Below are 16,006 nucleotides of genomic sequence, written 5' to 3' on the forward strand. Positions count from 1 at the left end.
GGCGGTCACCCTAGGGGGCGGGGGGTGCCGAGGTGGGGCGACGGCGGGCCCGCGCAGCGGCTACGTTCCCTCCATGCGTGGCGGTCCTCGAGTGCTCGGCATCGTCCTGGCTGGTGGTGAGGGCAAGCGGCTCGCGCCCCTGACCCAGGACCGTGCCAAGCCGGCGGTGCCGTTCGGCGGCAACTACCGGCTCATCGACTTCGTGCTGTCCAACCTGGTGAACGCCGACATACGGCAGATCGCCGTCCTCACCCAGTACAAGAGCCACAGCCTCGACCGGCACATCACCACGACGTGGCGGCTGTCGCAGATGCTGGGCAACTTCATCACCCCGGTGCCGGCGCAGCAGCGGCTCGGGCCGCGCTGGTACACCGGCAGCGCCGACGCGATCTTCCAGAGCCTGAACCTGATCTACGACGCGCGGCCGGACGTCGTCGTGGTGTTCGGCGCCGACCACGTCTACCGCATGGACCCGGCGCAGATGATCGACCAGCACCTGCAGACCGGCGCGGGGGTGACCATCGCGGGGCTGCGGGTGCCGCGGCGGGAGGCCACCGGGTTCGGCGTCATCGACGCCGGCGCCGACGGCAAGGTGCGCGGCTTCCTCGAGAAGCCCGCCGACCCGCCGGGCCTGCCCGACAGCCCGGAGGAGTCCTTCGCCTCCATGGGCAACTACGTCTTCACCACCGACGCGCTGCTCGAGGCGCTGCGCGTGGACGCCGAGGACGCCGACTCGGCGCACGACATGGGCGGCTCGATCATGCCGATGCTCGCCGAGACCGGGGACGCGTACGTCTACGACTTCTCCACCAACATCGTCCCCGGGGCCACCGAGCGCGACCACGGCTACTGGCGCGACGTCGGGACGATCGACTCCTACTTCGACGCCCACATGGACCTCGTGTCGGTCACCCCGGTGTTCAACCTCTACAACGACCGCTGGCCGATCCTCACCCTGCCCCCGCAGCAGCCGCCGGCGAAGTTCGTGCTCGGCGGGCGGGCCGAGGAGTCGATGGTCAGCGCCGGCGCGATCATCGGCGGCGGGTCGGTGCACAACTCGGTCGTCTCGCCCGGCGTGCGGGTCGAGCGCGGGGCGCGGGTCGAGGACAGCGTGCTCATGGACGGCGTCCAGATCGGCGAGGGCGCCTACGTCCGGCGGGCGATCCTCGACAAGAACGTCGTCGTCCCCGCCTGGGCGCGGATCGGGGTGGACTCCGGCGCCGACCGCGAGCGCTACCACGTGAGTGCCGGCGGCGTGACCGTCCTCGGCAAGGGCGCCAGGGCGATCGTCTGAGCGGCGACACCGCCCCTCTGGTCGTCACGCTGCTGCTCGGGGCGGAGGCGCAGGCGCGGTTCGACCGGCTGCGCGCCGAGCACTTCCCGGCCGGCCGCAACCACCTCGCCGCGCACGTCACGCTGTTCCACGCCCTGCCGGGCGACCGGCGCGACGCCGTCGACGCCGCCCTGGCCGCGGCCGCCGCCCGGCCGCCGTTCGCCGTCGCCGTGACCGGCCTCCAGCTGCTCGGCCGCGGGGTCGCCTACCGGCTGGCCGCGCCGGAGCTGTCGGCCCTGCACGCGGGGCTGGCCGCGGAGTTCGACCCGTGGCTCACCCGGCAGGACCGCCAGCGGCTGTCGGCGCACGTGACCGTGCAGAACAAGGTGGAGCCGGCGGTGGCCCGGGCGCTGCACGACCGGCTGGCCGCGGGGTTCGTCCCCGGCGAGGTGCCCGCCCGCGGGCTGGGGTTGTGGCGCTACCTCGGCGGCCCGTGGGAGCCGCTGGCCGAGCACCCGTTCGCGGGTTAGTGCCGGCGGGTCGCCACCAGCAGACCGGCGCCGATCGGCAGGACGGCGGAGGTCAGCCCCTCGTCCTCGCGGACGTTGTGGGCGAGGTCGCGCCAGGCGACGGTGTCGGGGTCGCGGGCGGCACGGTCGCCGATGCGGTCCCCGGCGAGCAGGCCGTGGCAGGCCAGCGTCCCGCCGGTGCGCACCAGCGCGAGCAGCGAGGCCAGGTGCCCGGCGTACTCGGTCGGCGGCCCGGCGCAGACCACCAGGTCGTAGGCGCCGGGGGACAGGCGGGGCAGCACCTCGGCCGGGGTGCCGAAGATCAGCCGGGTCCGGCTCTGCGGCACGCCGGCCTCGGCGAACGCCCGCCGCGCGCCGCGCAGCTGCTCGGGGTCGGCGTCGAGGGCGGTGAGGACGCCGTCGGGCCGCATGCCCCGCAGCAGCCACAGGCCGACCACCCCGCCGCCGCTGCCGATCGACACGACCGCGCGGGCGCCCGCGCCGGCCGCGAGGACCGCGAGGGTGGCGCCCGCGGCGGGGCCGGGCGGGGGCGGGCCGCCGAGCGCCGCGGCCCGGGCGCGCGCCGCGGCCAGGACGGGGTCCTCGGCGGCGTAGCGGTCGGACCAGGCGGCAGCGCCGGTCCCGCCGGCGCGCGACGGTCCCTCGGCGCTCATCACCGGCCGAGGGTAAGGGGACCGCGGCCCGCGATCCGGGAGGCGTTCCTGTGAGGAACCTGGCAAGAACTGACGACGGGAACACGGAATGCCGTCACCGCCGTTGGTCCGGGCGTGACACCCGAGCGTGCCGCCGTCCCCGTCCATCCCGCGGGGGAGGTCGGCAGCGTGCGCGTCCGCGATACTGGGGACGTGTCCGAGGCCGCCGTCCCCCCTGCCGCCGACCAGCAGTCGGCCGCGTCCGGTGCCGGCGAGGTGTGGGTGGCGCCGACCTGGGAGCAGGTCGTGCGGGACCACTCGGCGCGCGTCTACCGGCTGGCCTACCGCCTCTCCGGCAACGCCCAGGACGCCGAGGACCTCACCCAGGAGACGTTCGTCCGGGTGTTCCGCTCGCTGGCCGACTTCTCGCCGGGCACCTTCGAGGGCTGGCTGCACCGCATCACCACGAACCTGTTCCTCGACATGGTCCGCCGCCGCCAGCGGATCCGGTTCGACGCGCTGCCCGAGGACACCGAGCGGCTGCCCGGCACCGCGCCGAGCCCCGAGCAGGTCTACGCCGACACCCACCTCGACCCGCAGGTGCAGGCGGCGCTGGACGCGCTGCCGCCGGAGTTCCGCGTGGCCGTCGTCCTCTGCGACATCGAGGGCCTGACCTACGAGGAGATCGCGGCGACCCTCGGCATCAAGCTCGGCACCGTGCGCAGCCGCATCCACCGCGGCCGCGTGCAGCTGCGCCAGGCCCTGGCCCACCTCGCCCCGCGCAGCGTCCCGGCACCGGGGGCTCCCGCATGAGCCTGCCGGAGAGCCACCTGGCGCAGGAGGCGATCGCCGCGCTGGTCGACGGGGAGCTGGCCAGCGGGCCCGCCGCGCGCGCCGCCCGCCACCTGGCCGGCTGCCTCGAGTGCCGGATGCTCGTGCAGGCCCAGCGCGAGGCCAAGGACGCGCTGCACGCCGCCGCCGACGTCGCCGTCCCCGGCGACCTGCTCTCCCGGCTGTGCGCCATCCCGTTCACCGCCGACGTCCCCGGCGGCGGCGGGCTGGGCACCGTCACCGCGTCGGCGGGGGAGCTGACCGTCTCCGGGTCCTCCGGCCGCTGGACCGTGTCGCTCGACGACCCGCCCGTCCGTCCCGCGTCGCCGCACCACGCGCGCTGGCTGCGCCGCAGCGTCGCCGGCACGCTGGCCGGGCTGGGCCTCGGCGTCGCGGTCCTCGCGCTCCACCTGCCCGACCCGGTGGAGCGGGCGCCCCGGACGCCGTCGTCGGTGGCCGGCCCCTCCTCGCCCGACGAGCGCACCGAGGTCGTGCCGCCGGTGGTCCGCACGCTGAGCGGCCCGTCGTCCGCGCGGGGCGCCACGCCGTGACCACCGCGCCCTGACCCCGGACTCCCGAGCCCGCGGACGGGTACCGTCGCGCCGGCACCCGTAGTCCACGTCCGCTGCCAGGTCCGGGGAGGACCCTGAACCCGTGACCGCACCCGACGACGCCCGCGAGACCGGTCCTGCCGAGCCCGCTCCCGGCGGTGCTCCCCGCGACGGCGAGCGCACGGTCGAGGCGGTCGTCCACCCGCCGGTCGCCGCCGGCACGGGGGACGACGTGGTCTTCGCCCGTCCCGCCGGGGCCACCGGCTCCTTTGCGCCGCCGGAGCGGCTGCGCCCGGCCGCGGCGGCGCCGCAGCCGCCGGCCAGTCCCGCCCAGGCCGCCGCGTTCGGCCGCCCGGCCGCCGTCCCGGGCAGCTTCGCCGGGGACCGCCCGACCCCGCCCCCGCGGCCGGTGGCCCCGCCGCCGCCGGAGGCCGTGCTGCGCGCCTTCCGCGCCCCGGCCGGGCAGGCCGGGCTGCAGGAGCCGCCCGGCGGCCGGCCCGGGCGCCGTCGCACCTCGGCCGGACCGTGGTGGAAGCCGGACGCGAAGAGCGACCCGTGGCGCGACCCGCACGCCCCGGCCGGCCTCACCGGCCCCGCGGTGTTCGAGGAGGAGTCCGAGCAGGAGGGCCCGGTCGTCGTCGACCGGAAGGGCCGGAAGAAGCTGCGGCTGCGCGACCTGTCGGTGCGGGTGGCCCTGCTGGTCGTCCTCGCCGTCCTGCTCGCGGGCGCGCTCGGCGGCGGCGTGGGCTACCTGCTCACCCGCGAGGCGAGCGAGACGCCGCTGCTGGCGCCGGGCACCACGCTCTCGGAGACCGACGAGGGCATCAGCCGCGAGCCGGGCTCGGTGTCCGACATCGCCGGCCGGGTGGCGCCGGCGGTCGTGTCGATCGAGGTCCGCATCGGCGACGCCGGCGCGACCGGGTCCGGCGTGGTCATCGACGGCGAGGGCGGCTACATCGTCACCAACAACCACGTGATCTCCGGCGCCGACGGCGTGGACGGCGCGGAGATCCGGGCGGTGTTCAGCGACGGCAGCGGCTCGGCCGCGCGCATCGTCGGCCGAGACCCGGCCAGCGACGTCGCCGTCGTCAAGGTGGAGAAGCCCGGCCTGGTCACCGCCTCGCTCGGCAACTCCGACGACGTCGTCGTCGGTGACCCGGTGGTGGCCATCGGCTCGCCGCTGGGCCTGGCCGGCACGGTCACCAGCGGCATCGTCTCCGCGCTCGACCGGCCGGTGCGGCTGGCGGGGGAGGGCAGCGACACCAACGCCGTGATCAGCGCGGTGCAGACCGACGCGCCGATCAACCCGGGCAACTCCGGCGGCGCGCTGGTCGACGCGACCGGCGCGGTCATCGGCATCAACACCGCGATCGCCTCGCTCGGCGGCGGCAGCGTGGGCCTGGGCTTCGCCATCCCCATCGACACCGCCCGCGACGTCGCCGAGCAGCTGATCGCCACCGGCAGCGCGGTGCACGCGACCCTCGGGGTGAACACCCGGTCGGTCACCGACGGCACCCGCGACGGCGCGCTGGTCCTCAACGTGGAGCCGGACAGCCCCGCGGCCCGGGCCGGGATCCGCGAGCAGGACGTCGTCATCGCCGTCGACGACCAGGAGGTGGGCAGCTCCGAGGAGCTCGTCGTCGCCGTCGACGCCCACGACCCCGGCGATCAGGTGACCATCGAGCTGGTCCGCGGCGGGTCGTCGACGACCGTCCAGGCCACGCTCGCCCAGGCCTGAGCGGACCGCGGCACCGCATACCCTGGGACCGGCGGAGGAGGGAGCGACGCGTGTTCGACTCGATCGGCTGGGGCGAGATCGTCGTCCTGGCGCTGGCCGCGTTGTTCATCTTCGGGCCCGAGCGGCTGCCCACCCTGGCGCGGGACGCCGCGGCCGGGCTGAAGAAGGTCCGGCAGGCGATCACCGGGGTGCGTGCCCAGGTCGACGACTCCCTCGGTGAGGACCTCGCCGGCCTGCGCGACCTGGACCTGCGCAAGTACCACCCGAAGACGTTCATCCGGTCCCAGCTGTTCGAGGACGACGACGCCCCGCCGGCGCGCCGCGGCGACGCCGGGACCGCGGGCGCGACCGCGGCGAGCCTGGTGAAGCCCGCGACGCGCCCGGCCGTCGTCGAGCACGACCGGACCGTCCCGCCGCCGTTCGACGTCGACGCGACGTGACGTCGTCGGCCTACCGGCCGACACCGCGGCCGGCTGCCGTCCCCGACCGACGCTGAGCCCCGCCACGCCGTCCCGACCGGGGGCCTCCGGCCCCGCGGTCGGTCCGCCGTCCTCGCGGGGCGGCTCTCCGGGGCCGCGAACGCGCGGAGGCCCGGCCCCTCGAGGGGACCGGGCCTCCGGTGCGTGTGCGTCCTAGCGGCGGACGGGGGTGAGCCCCAGCGACATGCCCGACAGACCGCGCTGGCGGACGGCGAGGGAGTCGGCGACCTTCGTCAGCGCCTTCGCGGCCGGGGTCTCGGGGTCGGCGAGCACGATCGGCGCGCCGGCGTCCCCGGCCTCCCGCAGGCGGGTGTCGAGCGGGACCTGGCCGAGCAGCGGCACGTTGGCGCCGAGCAGCCGGGTCAGCGCCTCGGAGACCGCCTGGCCGCCGCCGGAGCCGAAGACCTCCATGCGGGAGCCGTCGGGCAGCTCGAGCCACGACATGTTCTCGATGACGCCCACGACCTGCTGGTGGGTCTGGGTGGCGATCGCGCCGGCCCGCTCGGCCACCTCGGCGGCGGCCTGCTGCGGCGTGGTCACCACGAGGATCTCGGCGTTGGGCAGCAGCTGGGCGATGGAGATCGCGACGTCGCCGGTGCCGGGCGGCAGGTCGAGCAGCAGGACGTCGAGGTCGCCCCACCACACGTCGGCGAGGAACTGCTGCAGCGCGCGGTGCAGCATCGGGCCACGCCACACGACCGGGGTGTTGCCCGGGGTGAACATGCCGATCGAGATGACCTTCACGCCCATCGACTGCGGCGGCATGATCATGTTGTCGACCTGGGTCGGCTTGTCGTCGACGCCCAGCATGCGCGGCACCGAGTGGCCGTAGATGTCGGCGTCCACGACGCCGACCGACAGGCCCCGCTTGGCCAGCGCCGCGGCCAGGTTGACCGTGACGCTGGACTTGCCGACGCCGCCCTTGCCGGACGCGACCGCGTAGACGCGGGTCAGCGAACCCGGCTGGGCGAAGGGGATGACGGGGTCGGCCGTGTCGGTGCCGCGGACGGTGCGGCGCAGCTCGGCGCGCTGCTCGTCGCTCATCACGTCCAGGCCGACCTGCACCGACGTCACGCCGGGGACGGCGGAGACGGCGGCGGTCACCCGGTTGGTGATCGTCTCGCGCATCGGGCAGCCGGCCACGGTGAGGTAGACCTCGACGCGCACGGCGCCCGGGTCGCCGCCGACGCCGATCTGCACGTCCTTGACCATCCCGAGGTCGGTCAGCGGACGGTTGATCTCCGGGTCCTGGACGGTGGCCAGAGCGGCGTTGACGGCGTCGAGCGCCGGCGAGCCGGTCAGCGTGTCGGACATGGGGGGATGTGTCTCCTTCGACGGGGGGACCCGGTCCGCGGCACCACACGGCGGCGACCTGCACTCCGGTCCACCTGCCACTGTACGGCGACGGGCACCGGGTGCCGCCCGGCGCGGAGGTGATGTGCTGCGCACCCGGGGGTGCCGTACGGGGCGGTCAGCCGCCCACGCGGTTCCAGAGGCGGTGCTCGACGCCGGCGTCCTGCAGCAGGCGGGTGAGCCCGCGGCCCCCGCCCCGGGACCAGGCCGCCAGCGCGTCGAGGACGTCGGCGTGCGCGGGCGCGCCGAGGGCGGCGAGCAGGGCCGGGAACTGCCCGGGCGCGACGTCGACGGCGAACTCGTACCCGTCGTCGCCGCGCAGGCTCTGGCCCTCGACCCGCAGGCCGGCGCCGGACAGCGTGGCCCGCTCGGACCACGTGCCCTGCGGCCCCCGGTCGTCCCGCAGCACCACCCGGCGGTCGCCCGCGGCCCCGGTCACGGGCCCGACCGTACGCAGCCGGGCCGTAGGCTGCGGCGACGTGCCCGCTCCCGCCCGTGCCGCCGTCCTCCGCGACGCCATCGGCCTGGGGGTGGCCGTCGGCCTCTACGGCGTCGCCTTCGGCGCGGCCGCCGACGCCGCGGGCCTGGACCCCTGGCAGGCGCTGACCCTGTCGCTGCTGATGTTCACCGGCGCCTCGCAGTTCGCGCTGGTCGGCGTGCTCGGCGCCGGCGGCGGGGGCGCGGCCGCGATCGGCAGCGCGCTGCTGCTGGGCACCCGCAACACCGTCTACGGCGTCCGCCTGGCGCCACTGCTGTCCCCGCGCGGCCGGCTGCGCCGGCTGGGCCTGGCGCACTGGGTGATCGACGAGACGACCGCGCTGGCCGTGGCCGCCCCCGACCGCGGCCTGTCCCGGCTGGCCTTCCTCGCCGGCGGGGCGTCGATCTTCACGGTGTGGAACGCGACCACGCTGGCCGGCGCGCTGGGGGCGGGGGCGCTGGGGGAGACCGCGGAGGCGGCGCTGGACGCTGTCGTCCCGGCCGCGTTCCTGGCCCTGCTGTGGCCGCGGCTGCGTGGCGGTGCCGAGGAGCCGGCCGTCGCCCGCCGGGTGGCGCTGGGCGGCGCGGCCGTGGCGCTGGCGCTGACGCCGTTCGTGCCGCCGGGCGTGCAGGTGGTGGCCGCCGTCGTCGCGGTGGTGCTGGCCGGGCGGCCGCGGGAGGAGGCGGCGTGAGCACCGGGACGCTCTGGGTGGTGGTCGTCGTCGGGTCGCTGGGCTGCTACCTGCTCAAGCTGGCCGGGCTGTCGGTGCCCGCGGCCTGGGTCGAGCGGCCGTGGGTGACCCGGCTGGTCACCTTCGTGCCCGCGGCGCTGCTGGCCGCGCTGGTCGCGGTGCAGACGCTGACCTCCGGGCAGGACCTCGTGCTGGACGGCCGGCTGGCCGGGGTCGCGGTCGCCGCGGTCGCCCTCGCGCTGCGGGCGCCGTTCATCGTGGTGCTCGTGCTGGCCGGCGCCACCGGCGCGCTGGTGCACGTCCTGACCACGTGACGCCGCTGCGGGCCGCGTTGCTGGGACTGCTGGCCGGGGTCGCCGCGAAGGCGGCCGACGAGTCGGGGGTCGCCTGGGCCGCCGCGCTGGGCAGCCAGCCGGCCGCGTGGGTGCTGGCCGTCGCCGCGCTCGGCCGCTGGGCGCCGTCGGCCCGGGCCGCGGCGGTCCGCGCGGCCACGTTCTTCGCCGCCATGACCATCGCCTACTACTCCTGGGCCGCGGTCGTGCTCGGGTTCGGCTGGACGCCGGGGCTCCTCGCCGCCTGGCTGGTCCTGTCGGCCACCGCCGTCCCGGCGACCGCGGCGGCCGCGTGGCGGGGCACCCGCGCGGACGGGCCGCTGCCCGGGGCGCTGATGGCCGGGATCGCGGGCATCGCGCTGGCCGGCGGGGACGCGCCCGCGCTGTGGCCGGGCGGGGCGGACCCGCGCCCGGTGCAGGCGGCTGCCGACGTCGTCACCGCGGTGCTGCTCACCGCCGTGCTGCCGCGGTGCCGGGGCACGCGGGCGTGGGCGCTCGCGCTGGTCGTCCCGGCGACGGCGGCGGCCGCCGCCGGGCTGCACGTGCTGCGCGCGGTGCTGGGCTGAGCCCTCGGCCGACCCTGCCCGCAGGGTCAGAACAGCCGGGCGTCCCGCTGCTCCAGGTCGAGCAGGAAGCGCTTGCGGGACAGCCCGCCGCCGAAGCCGACCAGGCTGCCGTCGGCGCCGACCACCCGGTGGCACGGGACGACGATCGCCAGCGGGTTCCGCCCGCACGCCAGGCCGACGGCCTGCGCGCCGCCGGGCTCGCCGACGGCCCGCGCCACCGCCCCGTAGGTGGTCGTCCGGCCGTAGGGGATGCGGGTGAGCTGCTCCCAGACGGCCAGCTCGAAGTCGCTGCCGCGTGGGCGCAGCGGCAGGTCGAACGCCTCCCGCTCACCGGCGAGGTACTCGCCGAGCTGGCCGGTCACGTCGGCGAGCGCGGTGTCGTCCCGCGCGCCGAGGTCGGCCTGCGGGCCCGGGGGCGAGAGGTACAGCCGGCCGAGCACCCCGTCGTCGGCGACGACGGTCAGCGGCCCGACGGGCGAGGCCACCACCGCGTGCGTGCGCATGCCCGGGAGTGTGCCGCGGGGGGACGACGGTCCGGGCGGCCCGGTGCGCTACGCCGTGGGGTCCGCGAGCGCCGGCTGGACGGCGTCCTTCGGCTTCTTCTTGGCCTTCTTCTCCCGCTCCTCGGGCGAGCGGCTCTCGGCGAGGCGGTTCAGCTCGCCGCGGATGAAGTCGCGGGTGGCGAGCTCGCCGATGGCCACCCGCAGCGCGGCGAGCTCACGGGCCAGGTACTCGGTGTCCGCGCGGGTCTGCGCGGCGCGGGCGCGGTCCTCCTCGGCCTGCACGCGGTCGCGGTCGGCCTGCCGGTTCTGCGCCAGCAGGATCAGCGGCGCGGCGTAGGCGGCCTGGGTGGAGAAGGCCAGGTTGAGCAGGATGAACGGATAGGGGTCCCAGCGCAGCCGGACGGCGAAGACGTTGAGGCCGATCCACAGCACCACGATCACCGTCTGGACGGCGAGGAACCGCCCGGTGCCGAGGAAGCGGGCGATCCCCTCGGCGAACCGGCCGACCGCGTCGGGGTCCAGCCGCAGGTAGCCGGTGATCCCGCGGGACGAGCCGCGGGGGACGTCGAGGCGGCGGCCGTCAGCCACGGCGGGCCCGCTCGCGCCAGTCCTCGGGCAGCAGGTGGTCGAGGACGTCGTCGACGCTCACCGCGCCCACCAGCCGGCCCCGGTCGTCGACCACCGGCGCGGCGACCAGGTTGTAGGTGGCGAAGTAGCGGGTGACCTCGCCCAGCGGCGCCTCCGGCCGCAGCGGGTCCAGGTCGTCGAGCACGCCGCTCACCAGGCTGGACGGCGGCTCGCGCAGCAGCCGCTGGATGTGCGCCAGGCCCAGGTAGCGCCCCGTCGGGGTGGCCGACGGCGGCCGGCAGACGTACACCTGGCTGGCCAGCGCCGGGGTCAGCTCGGGCTCGCGCACCCGGGCCAGCGCCTCGGCGATGGTCGCGTCCGGGGCGAGGATCACCGGCTCGCTGGTCATGATCCCGCCGGCGGTGTCCTCGGAGTACTGCAGCAGCTGGCGCACCGGTTCGGCCTCGTCGGGCTCCATCAGCTCCAGCAGCCGGTTGCGGTCGACGTTGGACAGCTCGGCGAGCACGTCGGCGGCGTCGTCGGGGTCCATGACCTCGAGCACGTCGGCGGCCCGGGACTCGTCCAGCGTGCCGAGGATGGTGACCTGCTCGGCCTCCGGCAGCTCGCCGAGCACGTCGGCCAGCCGCTCGTCGTCGAGGGCCTCGGCCACCTCGTGCCGCCGCTTGATCGGCAGGTCCTGCAGCGCGTGCGCGAGGTCGGCGGCGTTCAGCTCGCGGTAGGTGGCGATCAGCGTCTCGGCGCCCTGCCCGCTCTCCGGCAGCGCGAGCCCGGCGACCTCGTCCCACGCCAGCTGGTGCAGCTGCCCGCGGCGGCCGAGCCGGCCCGGCTCCTGCACGGCGAGGCGGGTGACCTGCCACTCGCCGGTGCGGGTCTGCTCGATCCCGGCGTCGACGACGGCGGCCGGCCGGCCCGACTCCGTGATGGTCACGGTCCGGTCCAGCAGCTCGCCGAGGACCAGCGTCTCGCCGCGCCGCTGCTCGAAGCGCTTGAGGTTGAGCGTGCCCGAGGCGAGCACCACCGCGCCCGGGTCGATGCTGGTCACCCGGCCCATCGGCACGAAGATGCGGCGGCGGGCCACGACCTCCACGACCAGGCCCAGCACCCGGGGGCTGGCGGTGCCCACGCGCAGCGCCACGACGACGTCGCGCAGCCGCCCGACCCGGTCCCCGTTGGGGTCGAAGACGGGCAGGCCGGCGAGCCGCGAGACGTACGCCCTGGTCACCGTGCTCACACTGGGTGAGGCTACCGTCGGGGCCGTGGCGAGCCCTGTGTCCGTCGGATCGGCGTCCGTCGAGTACGAGGTCGTCGACGTGTTCGCCCCGCGGGCGTTCGCCGGCAACCCGCTGGCGGTGGTGTTCGACGCCGACGCGCTGACCACGGAGCAGTGCCAGGCGCTGGCCAACGAGTTCGCGCTGTCGGAGACCTCCTTCCTCTGCGCACCGACCGAGCCCGGCGCCGACTACCGGGTCCGGATCTTCACCCCGTTCGCCGAGCTGCCCTTCGCCGGGCACCCGAGCGTCGGGGCCGCGCACACGCTGGTGCGCACCGGCCGGCTGGCCGCGGGCCCGCTGCACCAGGAGTGCGGCGCCGGTGTCCTGCCGATCGAGGTCACCGGCGACGGCGCGACGCTGACCGGCGGGCGGCCGACGGTGGAGGACGGCCCCGACCCGGCGGCGCTGGCCGCGGCGCTGGGCCTGTCGGCGGCCGACGTCGTCGGGCTGCCCGCGCACGTGGCCGGCTGCGGCCTGCCCTTCGCCTTCCTCGCCGCGCACCCGGACGTGGTCGACCGCGCCGTCCCGGACCCCGCCGCGCTGGCCGCGTTCGGCGTGGGGGAGGGCGTCTCGGTGCTGTCGTGGGACGGCTCCACCGCCTACGCCCGCGTGTTCGCGGGCGACCTGCGCTGGGGCGAGGACCCGGCCACCGGCTCGGCGGCGCTGGGCGCCGGCGTCTGGCTGGCCGCCACCGGCCTCGTCACCCCGGACGGGACGTCGTCGTACACCGTGCGGCAGGGCGAGGCGATGGGCCGGCCGTCGGTGCTGTCGTGCACGGTCACCGCCGACGGCGGCCGGGCGACGGCGGCCACGGTGTCCGGGGCGGTCGTGCCGGTGGCCTCCGGGCGCATCCGCGTGCCGTGAGCGCCGGGTCGACGGCGGCCGTCTCGCCGTGGGCGGTCCACCGCCCGGGCTCCCGCGACGTCGCGCTCATGGCGGTCGCCGTCGTCGGGGTCTCCTTCTCCGGCCCGCTGACCGCGCTGGTCGGCGCCTCGTTCCTGGCGCTGGCGTTCTGGCGCAACGCCGCCGGGGCCGCGCTGCTGGTGCCGGTGCTGCTGGGCCGCGAGCGCGCCACCCTCGCCGGGCTGCGGCCGCGGCACCTGGGCAGCTCGGTCGTGGCCGGGCTGTTCCTCGCCGCGCACTTCGCCGCCTGGCTGCCCAGCCTGTCGATGACCACGGTCGCCGCGTCGACGGCGCTGGTCACCACCACGCCGATCTGGACGGCGCTGGCCGCGCGGGTGTCCGGCGTCCGGCTGCCCGCGCAGGTGTGGGCCGGGCTGGCGCTGGCCGTCGTCGGCGCCGCGCTGATCGCCGGGGTGGACGTCGCGGTCAGCCTGGAGGCGCTGGCCGGGGACGGGCTCGCGCTGCTCGGGGCCGTCTGCGCCGGTGGCTACATGCTCGCCGGGGCCCGCGCCCGCACGCGCCTGGCGACGTCGGCGTACTCGGTGGTCTGCTACTCGACCTGCGCGGCCGTGCTCGCCGTCGCGGCGCTGGTGACCACCACCCCGCTCGCCGGGTTCCCCGCCCGCGACTGGTGGCTGATCCTGGCGATCACCGTGTGCGCGCAGATCCTCGGGCACACGCTGCTCAACCTGGTGCTCTCCAGCGTCGGGCCGACCGTCGTCGGGCTCGCGGTGCTGCTGGAGGTGCCCGGCGCGCTGCTCGTGGCGCTGGCCCTGCTCGGCCAGACCCCGCCGCTGCTCGCGCTGCCGGGGATGGTCGCCGTCGTCGCCGGGGTGGCGCTGGTGGTGCGGGCCGGCCGGCCGCAGGTGCCGGTCGAGCCGGTGACCTGACCCCGGCAGGAACGGCCGTTCCCGCCGCCTGGCTACCCTCCGGTAGCCGAAGATCCCGATCACCAGCGGAGGCACCGTGGCCGAGCTCCGATCCCGCCGTTCCAACCTCGCCGTGCCGGGCAGCAACCCGCGCTTCCTGGAGAAGGCCAAGGGTCTCCCGGCCGACCAGGTGTTCCTGGACCTGGAGGACGCCTGCGCGCCGCTGGCCAAGCCCGGCGCCCGGAAGAACATCGTGGCGGCGCTCAACGAGGGCGGCTGGGGCGAGAAGATCCGCACGGTCCGGGTCAACGACTGGACGACGGAGTGGACCTACCGCGACGTCATCGAGGTGGTCGAGGGCGCCGGCGCGGACCTCGACTGCATCATGCTGCCGAAGGTCGTCGACGCCCGTCAGGTGGCGGCGCTGGACTTCCTGCTCACCCAGATCGAGAAGGCCAACGGCCTGGAGGTCGGGCGGATCGGCATCGAGGCGCAGATCGAGACCGCGCAGGGCCTGATCAACGTCAACGACATCGCGTTCGCCAGCCCGCGGATCGAGACGATCATCTTCGGCCCGGCCGACTTCATGGCCAGCATCAACATGAAGTCGCTGGTGGTCGGCGCCCTGCACCCCGACTATCCGGGCGACCCCTTCCACTACATCCTCATGCAGATCCTCATGGCCGCCCGCGCCCGCGGCGTGCAGGCCATCGACGGCCCCTTCCTGCAGGTGCGCGACGTCGAGGCCTTCAAGGAGGTCGCCAAGCGCTCGGCCGTGCTCGGCTTCGACGGCAAGTGGGTGCTGCACCCGGGCCAGATCGACGCCGCCAACGAGATCTACGCGCCGTCGCAGGAGGACTACGACCACGCCGAGCTCATCCTCGACGCCTACGACTGGTACACGTCCGAGGCCGGCGGCAAGAAGGGCTCGGCCATGCTCGGCGACGAGATGATCGACGAGGCCAGCCGCAAGATGGCGCTGGTCATCGCGGGCAAGGGCCGCGCCGCGGGCATGGGCCGCACGTCGTCGTTCACCCCGCCCGACGCCGCCTGAGCAACCGCGTCGCACGGCCCGCCCGGGCACTCCCGGGCGGGCCGTCGTCGTTCCGGGAGGGGGTGACCGGGGACACGGCGACTCGTCGCGAGCGGTCGCCCATACTCCCCGGTAGCAACGGACACCGGAGTCCCCGAGGAGTGAGCGTGGCCCGACTGGCGCAGACCGCCGACCTGACCGACGTCCAGCAGGAGATCCTGTCGACGGTCAGGAGCTTCGTGGACAAGGAGATCATCCCGCACGCGCAGGAGCTCGAGCACGCCGACGAGTACCCGCAGGAGATCGTCGACGGGCTCAAGGAGCTCGGCATCTTCGGGCTGATGATCCCCGAGGAGTACGGCGGCCTCGGGGAGTCGCTGCTGACCTACGCGCTGGTGGTCGAGGAGATCGCCCGCGGCTGGATGAGCGTCTCCGGCGTCATCAACACGCACTTCATCGTCGCCTACATGATCCGCCAGCACGGCACGCAGGAGCAGAAGGACCACTTCCTCCCGCGCATGGCCACCGGCGAGGTCCGCGGCGCCTTCTCGATGTCCGAGCCGGGCCTGGGCTCCGACGTCGCCGGCATCCGCACCAAGGCGGTCAGGGACGGCGACGAGTACGTCATCGACGGCCAGAAGATGTGGCTGACCAACGGCGGCTCCTCCACGCTGGTGGCCGCGCTGGTGCGCACCGACCTGGGCGCCGACAAGCCGCACCAGAACCTGACGACGTTCCTGGTCGAGAAGCCGGCCGGCTTCGGCACCGTCGCCCCGGGCCTGACCATCCCGGGCAAGATCGACAAGATGGGCTACAAGGGCGTCGACACCACCGAGCTGGTGTTCGACGGCTACCGCATCGGCGCGGACATGGTCCTGGGCGGGGAGCCCGGCCGCGGCTTCGCGCAGATGATGGACGGCGTCGAGGTCGGCCGGGTGAACGTCGCCGCCCGCGCCTGCGGCATCTCCATCCGGGCGTTCGAGCTGGCCGTCGAGTACGCCCAGCAGCGGGAGACCTTCGGCAAGCCGATCGCGCAGCACCAGGCGATCGCCTTCCAGCTCGCCGAGATGGCCACCAAGGTCGAGGCGGCGCACCTGATGATGGTCAACGCCGCCCGGCTCAAGGACGCCGGCAAGCGCAACGACGTCGAGGCCGGCATGGCCAAGCTGATCGCCAGCGAGTACTGCGCCGAGGTGACCACGCAGTCCTTCCGCATCCACGGCGGCTACGGCTACTCCAAGGAGTACGAGATCGAGCGGCTCATGCGCGAGGCGCCGTTCCTGCTCATCGGCGAGGGCACCAGCGAGATCCAGAAGACGATCATCAGCCGCGGCCTGCTCAAGGAGTACGGCCTCAAGCGCTGACCGATCGGACGTCGCTTGGCC

Annotated in this window: 19 protein-coding genes; 13 read left to right on the forward strand and 6 right to left on the reverse strand. The window is 75.7% G+C overall.

Annotated features, from left to right (window positions below; genetic code table 11):
* Positions 1–73 precede the first annotated feature (73 nt).
* Complete coding sequence (glgC, locus tag ACI796_RS10790) at positions 74–1,294, forward strand: glucose-1-phosphate adenylyltransferase (protein ID WP_456941226.1); 1,221 nt, start codon at positions 74–76, stop codon at positions 1,292–1,294.
* 32 nt (positions 1,295–1,326) lie between these two features.
* Positions 1,327–1,803 carry a 2'-5' RNA ligase family protein gene (locus ACI796_RS10795; protein ID WP_456941361.1) on the forward strand — a complete coding sequence of 159 codons (477 nt, stop codon included), beginning with the start codon at positions 1,327–1,329 and terminating at the stop codon, positions 1,801–1,803.
* Here ACI796_RS10795 and ACI796_RS10800 read toward each other — a convergent pair.
* The gene (locus ACI796_RS10800) at positions 1,800–2,456 is read right to left on the reverse strand and encodes an O-methyltransferase (protein ID WP_456941227.1); all 657 of its coding nucleotides are present in this window, start codon (positions 2,454–2,456) and stop codon (positions 1,800–1,802) included. The two genes, ACI796_RS10795 and ACI796_RS10800, sit on opposite strands and share 4 nt — an antisense overlap.
* 192 nt (positions 2,457–2,648) lie before the next feature.
* Here ACI796_RS10800 and sigE point away from each other — a divergent pair, with 192 nt between their 5' ends.
* The 4 genes from sigE (at position 2,649) to ACI796_RS10820 (ending at position 5,995) form a co-directional block, all read left to right on the forward strand.
* Complete coding sequence (gene sigE / locus ACI796_RS10805; protein ID WP_456941228.1) at positions 2,649–3,248, forward strand: RNA polymerase sigma factor SigE; 600 nt, start codon at positions 2,649–2,651, stop codon at positions 3,246–3,248.
* On the forward strand, positions 3,245–3,817 hold the full coding sequence (locus tag ACI796_RS10810; protein ID WP_456941229.1) for an anti-sigma factor family protein: 573 nt from the start codon (positions 3,245–3,247) through the stop codon (positions 3,815–3,817). The genes sigE and ACI796_RS10810 overlap by 4 nt, the downstream gene beginning before the upstream one ends.
* A 103-nt stretch (positions 3,818–3,920) precedes the next feature.
* Positions 3,921–5,555: a S1C family serine protease gene (locus ACI796_RS10815; RefSeq protein ID WP_456941230.1), complete on the forward strand. Its 1,635-nt coding sequence runs from the start codon at positions 3,921–3,923 to the stop codon at positions 5,553–5,555.
* A gap of 50 nt (positions 5,556–5,605) precedes the next feature.
* Entirely contained in the window at positions 5,606–5,995 is a 390-nt protein-coding gene (locus tag ACI796_RS10820; RefSeq protein ID WP_456941231.1) for a twin-arginine translocase TatA/TatE family subunit, read from the forward strand.
* Positions 5,996–6,187: 192 nt separating this feature from the next.
* On the opposite strand, the gene ACI796_RS10825 is transcribed toward ACI796_RS10820, so the two are convergent.
* Positions 6,188–7,348: an Mrp/NBP35 family ATP-binding protein gene (locus tag ACI796_RS10825; RefSeq protein ID WP_456941232.1), complete on the reverse strand. Its 1,161-nt coding sequence runs from the start codon at positions 7,346–7,348 to the stop codon at positions 6,188–6,190.
* A gap of 157 nt (positions 7,349–7,505) precedes the next feature.
* Positions 7,506–7,826 (reverse strand): hypothetical protein, encoded by a 321-nt coding sequence (locus tag ACI796_RS10830; RefSeq protein ID WP_456941233.1) that lies wholly within the window; start codon positions 7,824–7,826, stop codon positions 7,506–7,508.
* Positions 7,827–7,866: 40 nt separating this feature from the next.
* On the opposite strand from ACI796_RS10830, the gene ACI796_RS10835 reads away from it, so the two are divergent.
* Genes ACI796_RS10835 through ACI796_RS10845 form a run of 3 tightly spaced genes read left to right on the forward strand, consistent with a single transcriptional unit; the run spans position 7,867 to position 9,454 of the window.
* Positions 7,867–8,556, forward strand: coding sequence for an AzlC family ABC transporter permease (locus ACI796_RS10835; protein WP_456941234.1), 690 nt, complete (start codon positions 7,867–7,869; stop codon positions 8,554–8,556).
* Positions 8,553–8,870, forward strand: a complete 318-nt coding sequence (locus ACI796_RS10840) for an AzlD domain-containing protein (RefSeq protein ID WP_456941235.1) — start codon at positions 8,553–8,555, stop codon at positions 8,868–8,870. The genes ACI796_RS10835 and ACI796_RS10840 overlap by 4 nt, the downstream gene beginning before the upstream one ends.
* The gene (locus tag ACI796_RS10845) at positions 8,867–9,454 is read left to right on the forward strand and encodes a hypothetical protein (RefSeq protein WP_456941236.1); all 588 of its coding nucleotides are present in this window, start codon (positions 8,867–8,869) and stop codon (positions 9,452–9,454) included. Before ACI796_RS10840 ends, ACI796_RS10845 begins: the two co-directional genes overlap by 4 nt.
* 26 nt (positions 9,455–9,480) lie before the next feature.
* Here ACI796_RS10845 and ACI796_RS10850 read toward each other — a convergent pair whose 3' ends face one another.
* The 3 genes from ACI796_RS10850 to ACI796_RS10860 are packed head-to-tail and all read right to left on the reverse strand — an operon-like array spanning position 9,481 to position 11,776.
* Positions 9,481–9,957: a methylated-DNA--[protein]-cysteine S-methyltransferase gene (locus ACI796_RS10850; protein WP_456941237.1), complete on the reverse strand. Its 477-nt coding sequence runs from the start codon at positions 9,955–9,957 to the stop codon at positions 9,481–9,483.
* 48 nt (positions 9,958–10,005) lie between these two features.
* Positions 10,006–10,545: a DUF1003 domain-containing protein gene (locus ACI796_RS10855; RefSeq protein ID WP_456941238.1), complete on the reverse strand. Its 540-nt coding sequence runs from the start codon at positions 10,543–10,545 to the stop codon at positions 10,006–10,008.
* Positions 10,538–11,776 carry a magnesium transporter MgtE N-terminal domain-containing protein gene (locus ACI796_RS10860; protein WP_456941239.1) on the reverse strand — a complete coding sequence of 413 codons (1,239 nt, stop codon included), beginning with the start codon at positions 11,774–11,776 and terminating at the stop codon, positions 10,538–10,540. Before ACI796_RS10860 ends, ACI796_RS10855 begins: the two co-directional genes overlap by 8 nt.
* Before the next feature lie 25 nt (positions 11,777–11,801).
* Here ACI796_RS10860 and ACI796_RS10865 point away from each other — a divergent pair, with 25 nt between their 5' ends.
* The 4 genes from ACI796_RS10865 to ACI796_RS10880 all read left to right on the forward strand — a co-directional run bounded on the left by ACI796_RS10865 (position 11,802) and on the right by ACI796_RS10880 (position 15,985).
* Complete coding sequence (locus ACI796_RS10865) at positions 11,802–12,680, forward strand: PhzF family phenazine biosynthesis protein (RefSeq protein WP_456941240.1); 879 nt, start codon at positions 11,802–11,804, stop codon at positions 12,678–12,680.
* A complete protein-coding gene (locus tag ACI796_RS10870) occupies positions 12,677–13,609 on the forward strand; it encodes a DMT family transporter (RefSeq protein WP_456941241.1) in 933 nt (310 codons plus the stop codon). The genes ACI796_RS10865 and ACI796_RS10870 overlap by 4 nt, the downstream gene beginning before the upstream one ends.
* Before the next feature lie 76 nt (positions 13,610–13,685).
* Complete coding sequence (locus ACI796_RS10875; RefSeq protein WP_456941242.1) at positions 13,686–14,642, forward strand: HpcH/HpaI aldolase/citrate lyase family protein; 957 nt, start codon at positions 13,686–13,688, stop codon at positions 14,640–14,642.
* A gap of 146 nt (positions 14,643–14,788) precedes the next feature.
* Positions 14,789–15,985, forward strand: a complete 1,197-nt coding sequence (locus ACI796_RS10880; protein WP_456941243.1) for an acyl-CoA dehydrogenase family protein — start codon at positions 14,789–14,791, stop codon at positions 15,983–15,985.
* Positions 15,986–16,006: the final 21 nt, after the last annotated feature.

The sequence above is a fragment of the Geodermatophilus sp. SYSU D00525 genome (assembly GCF_054050475.1).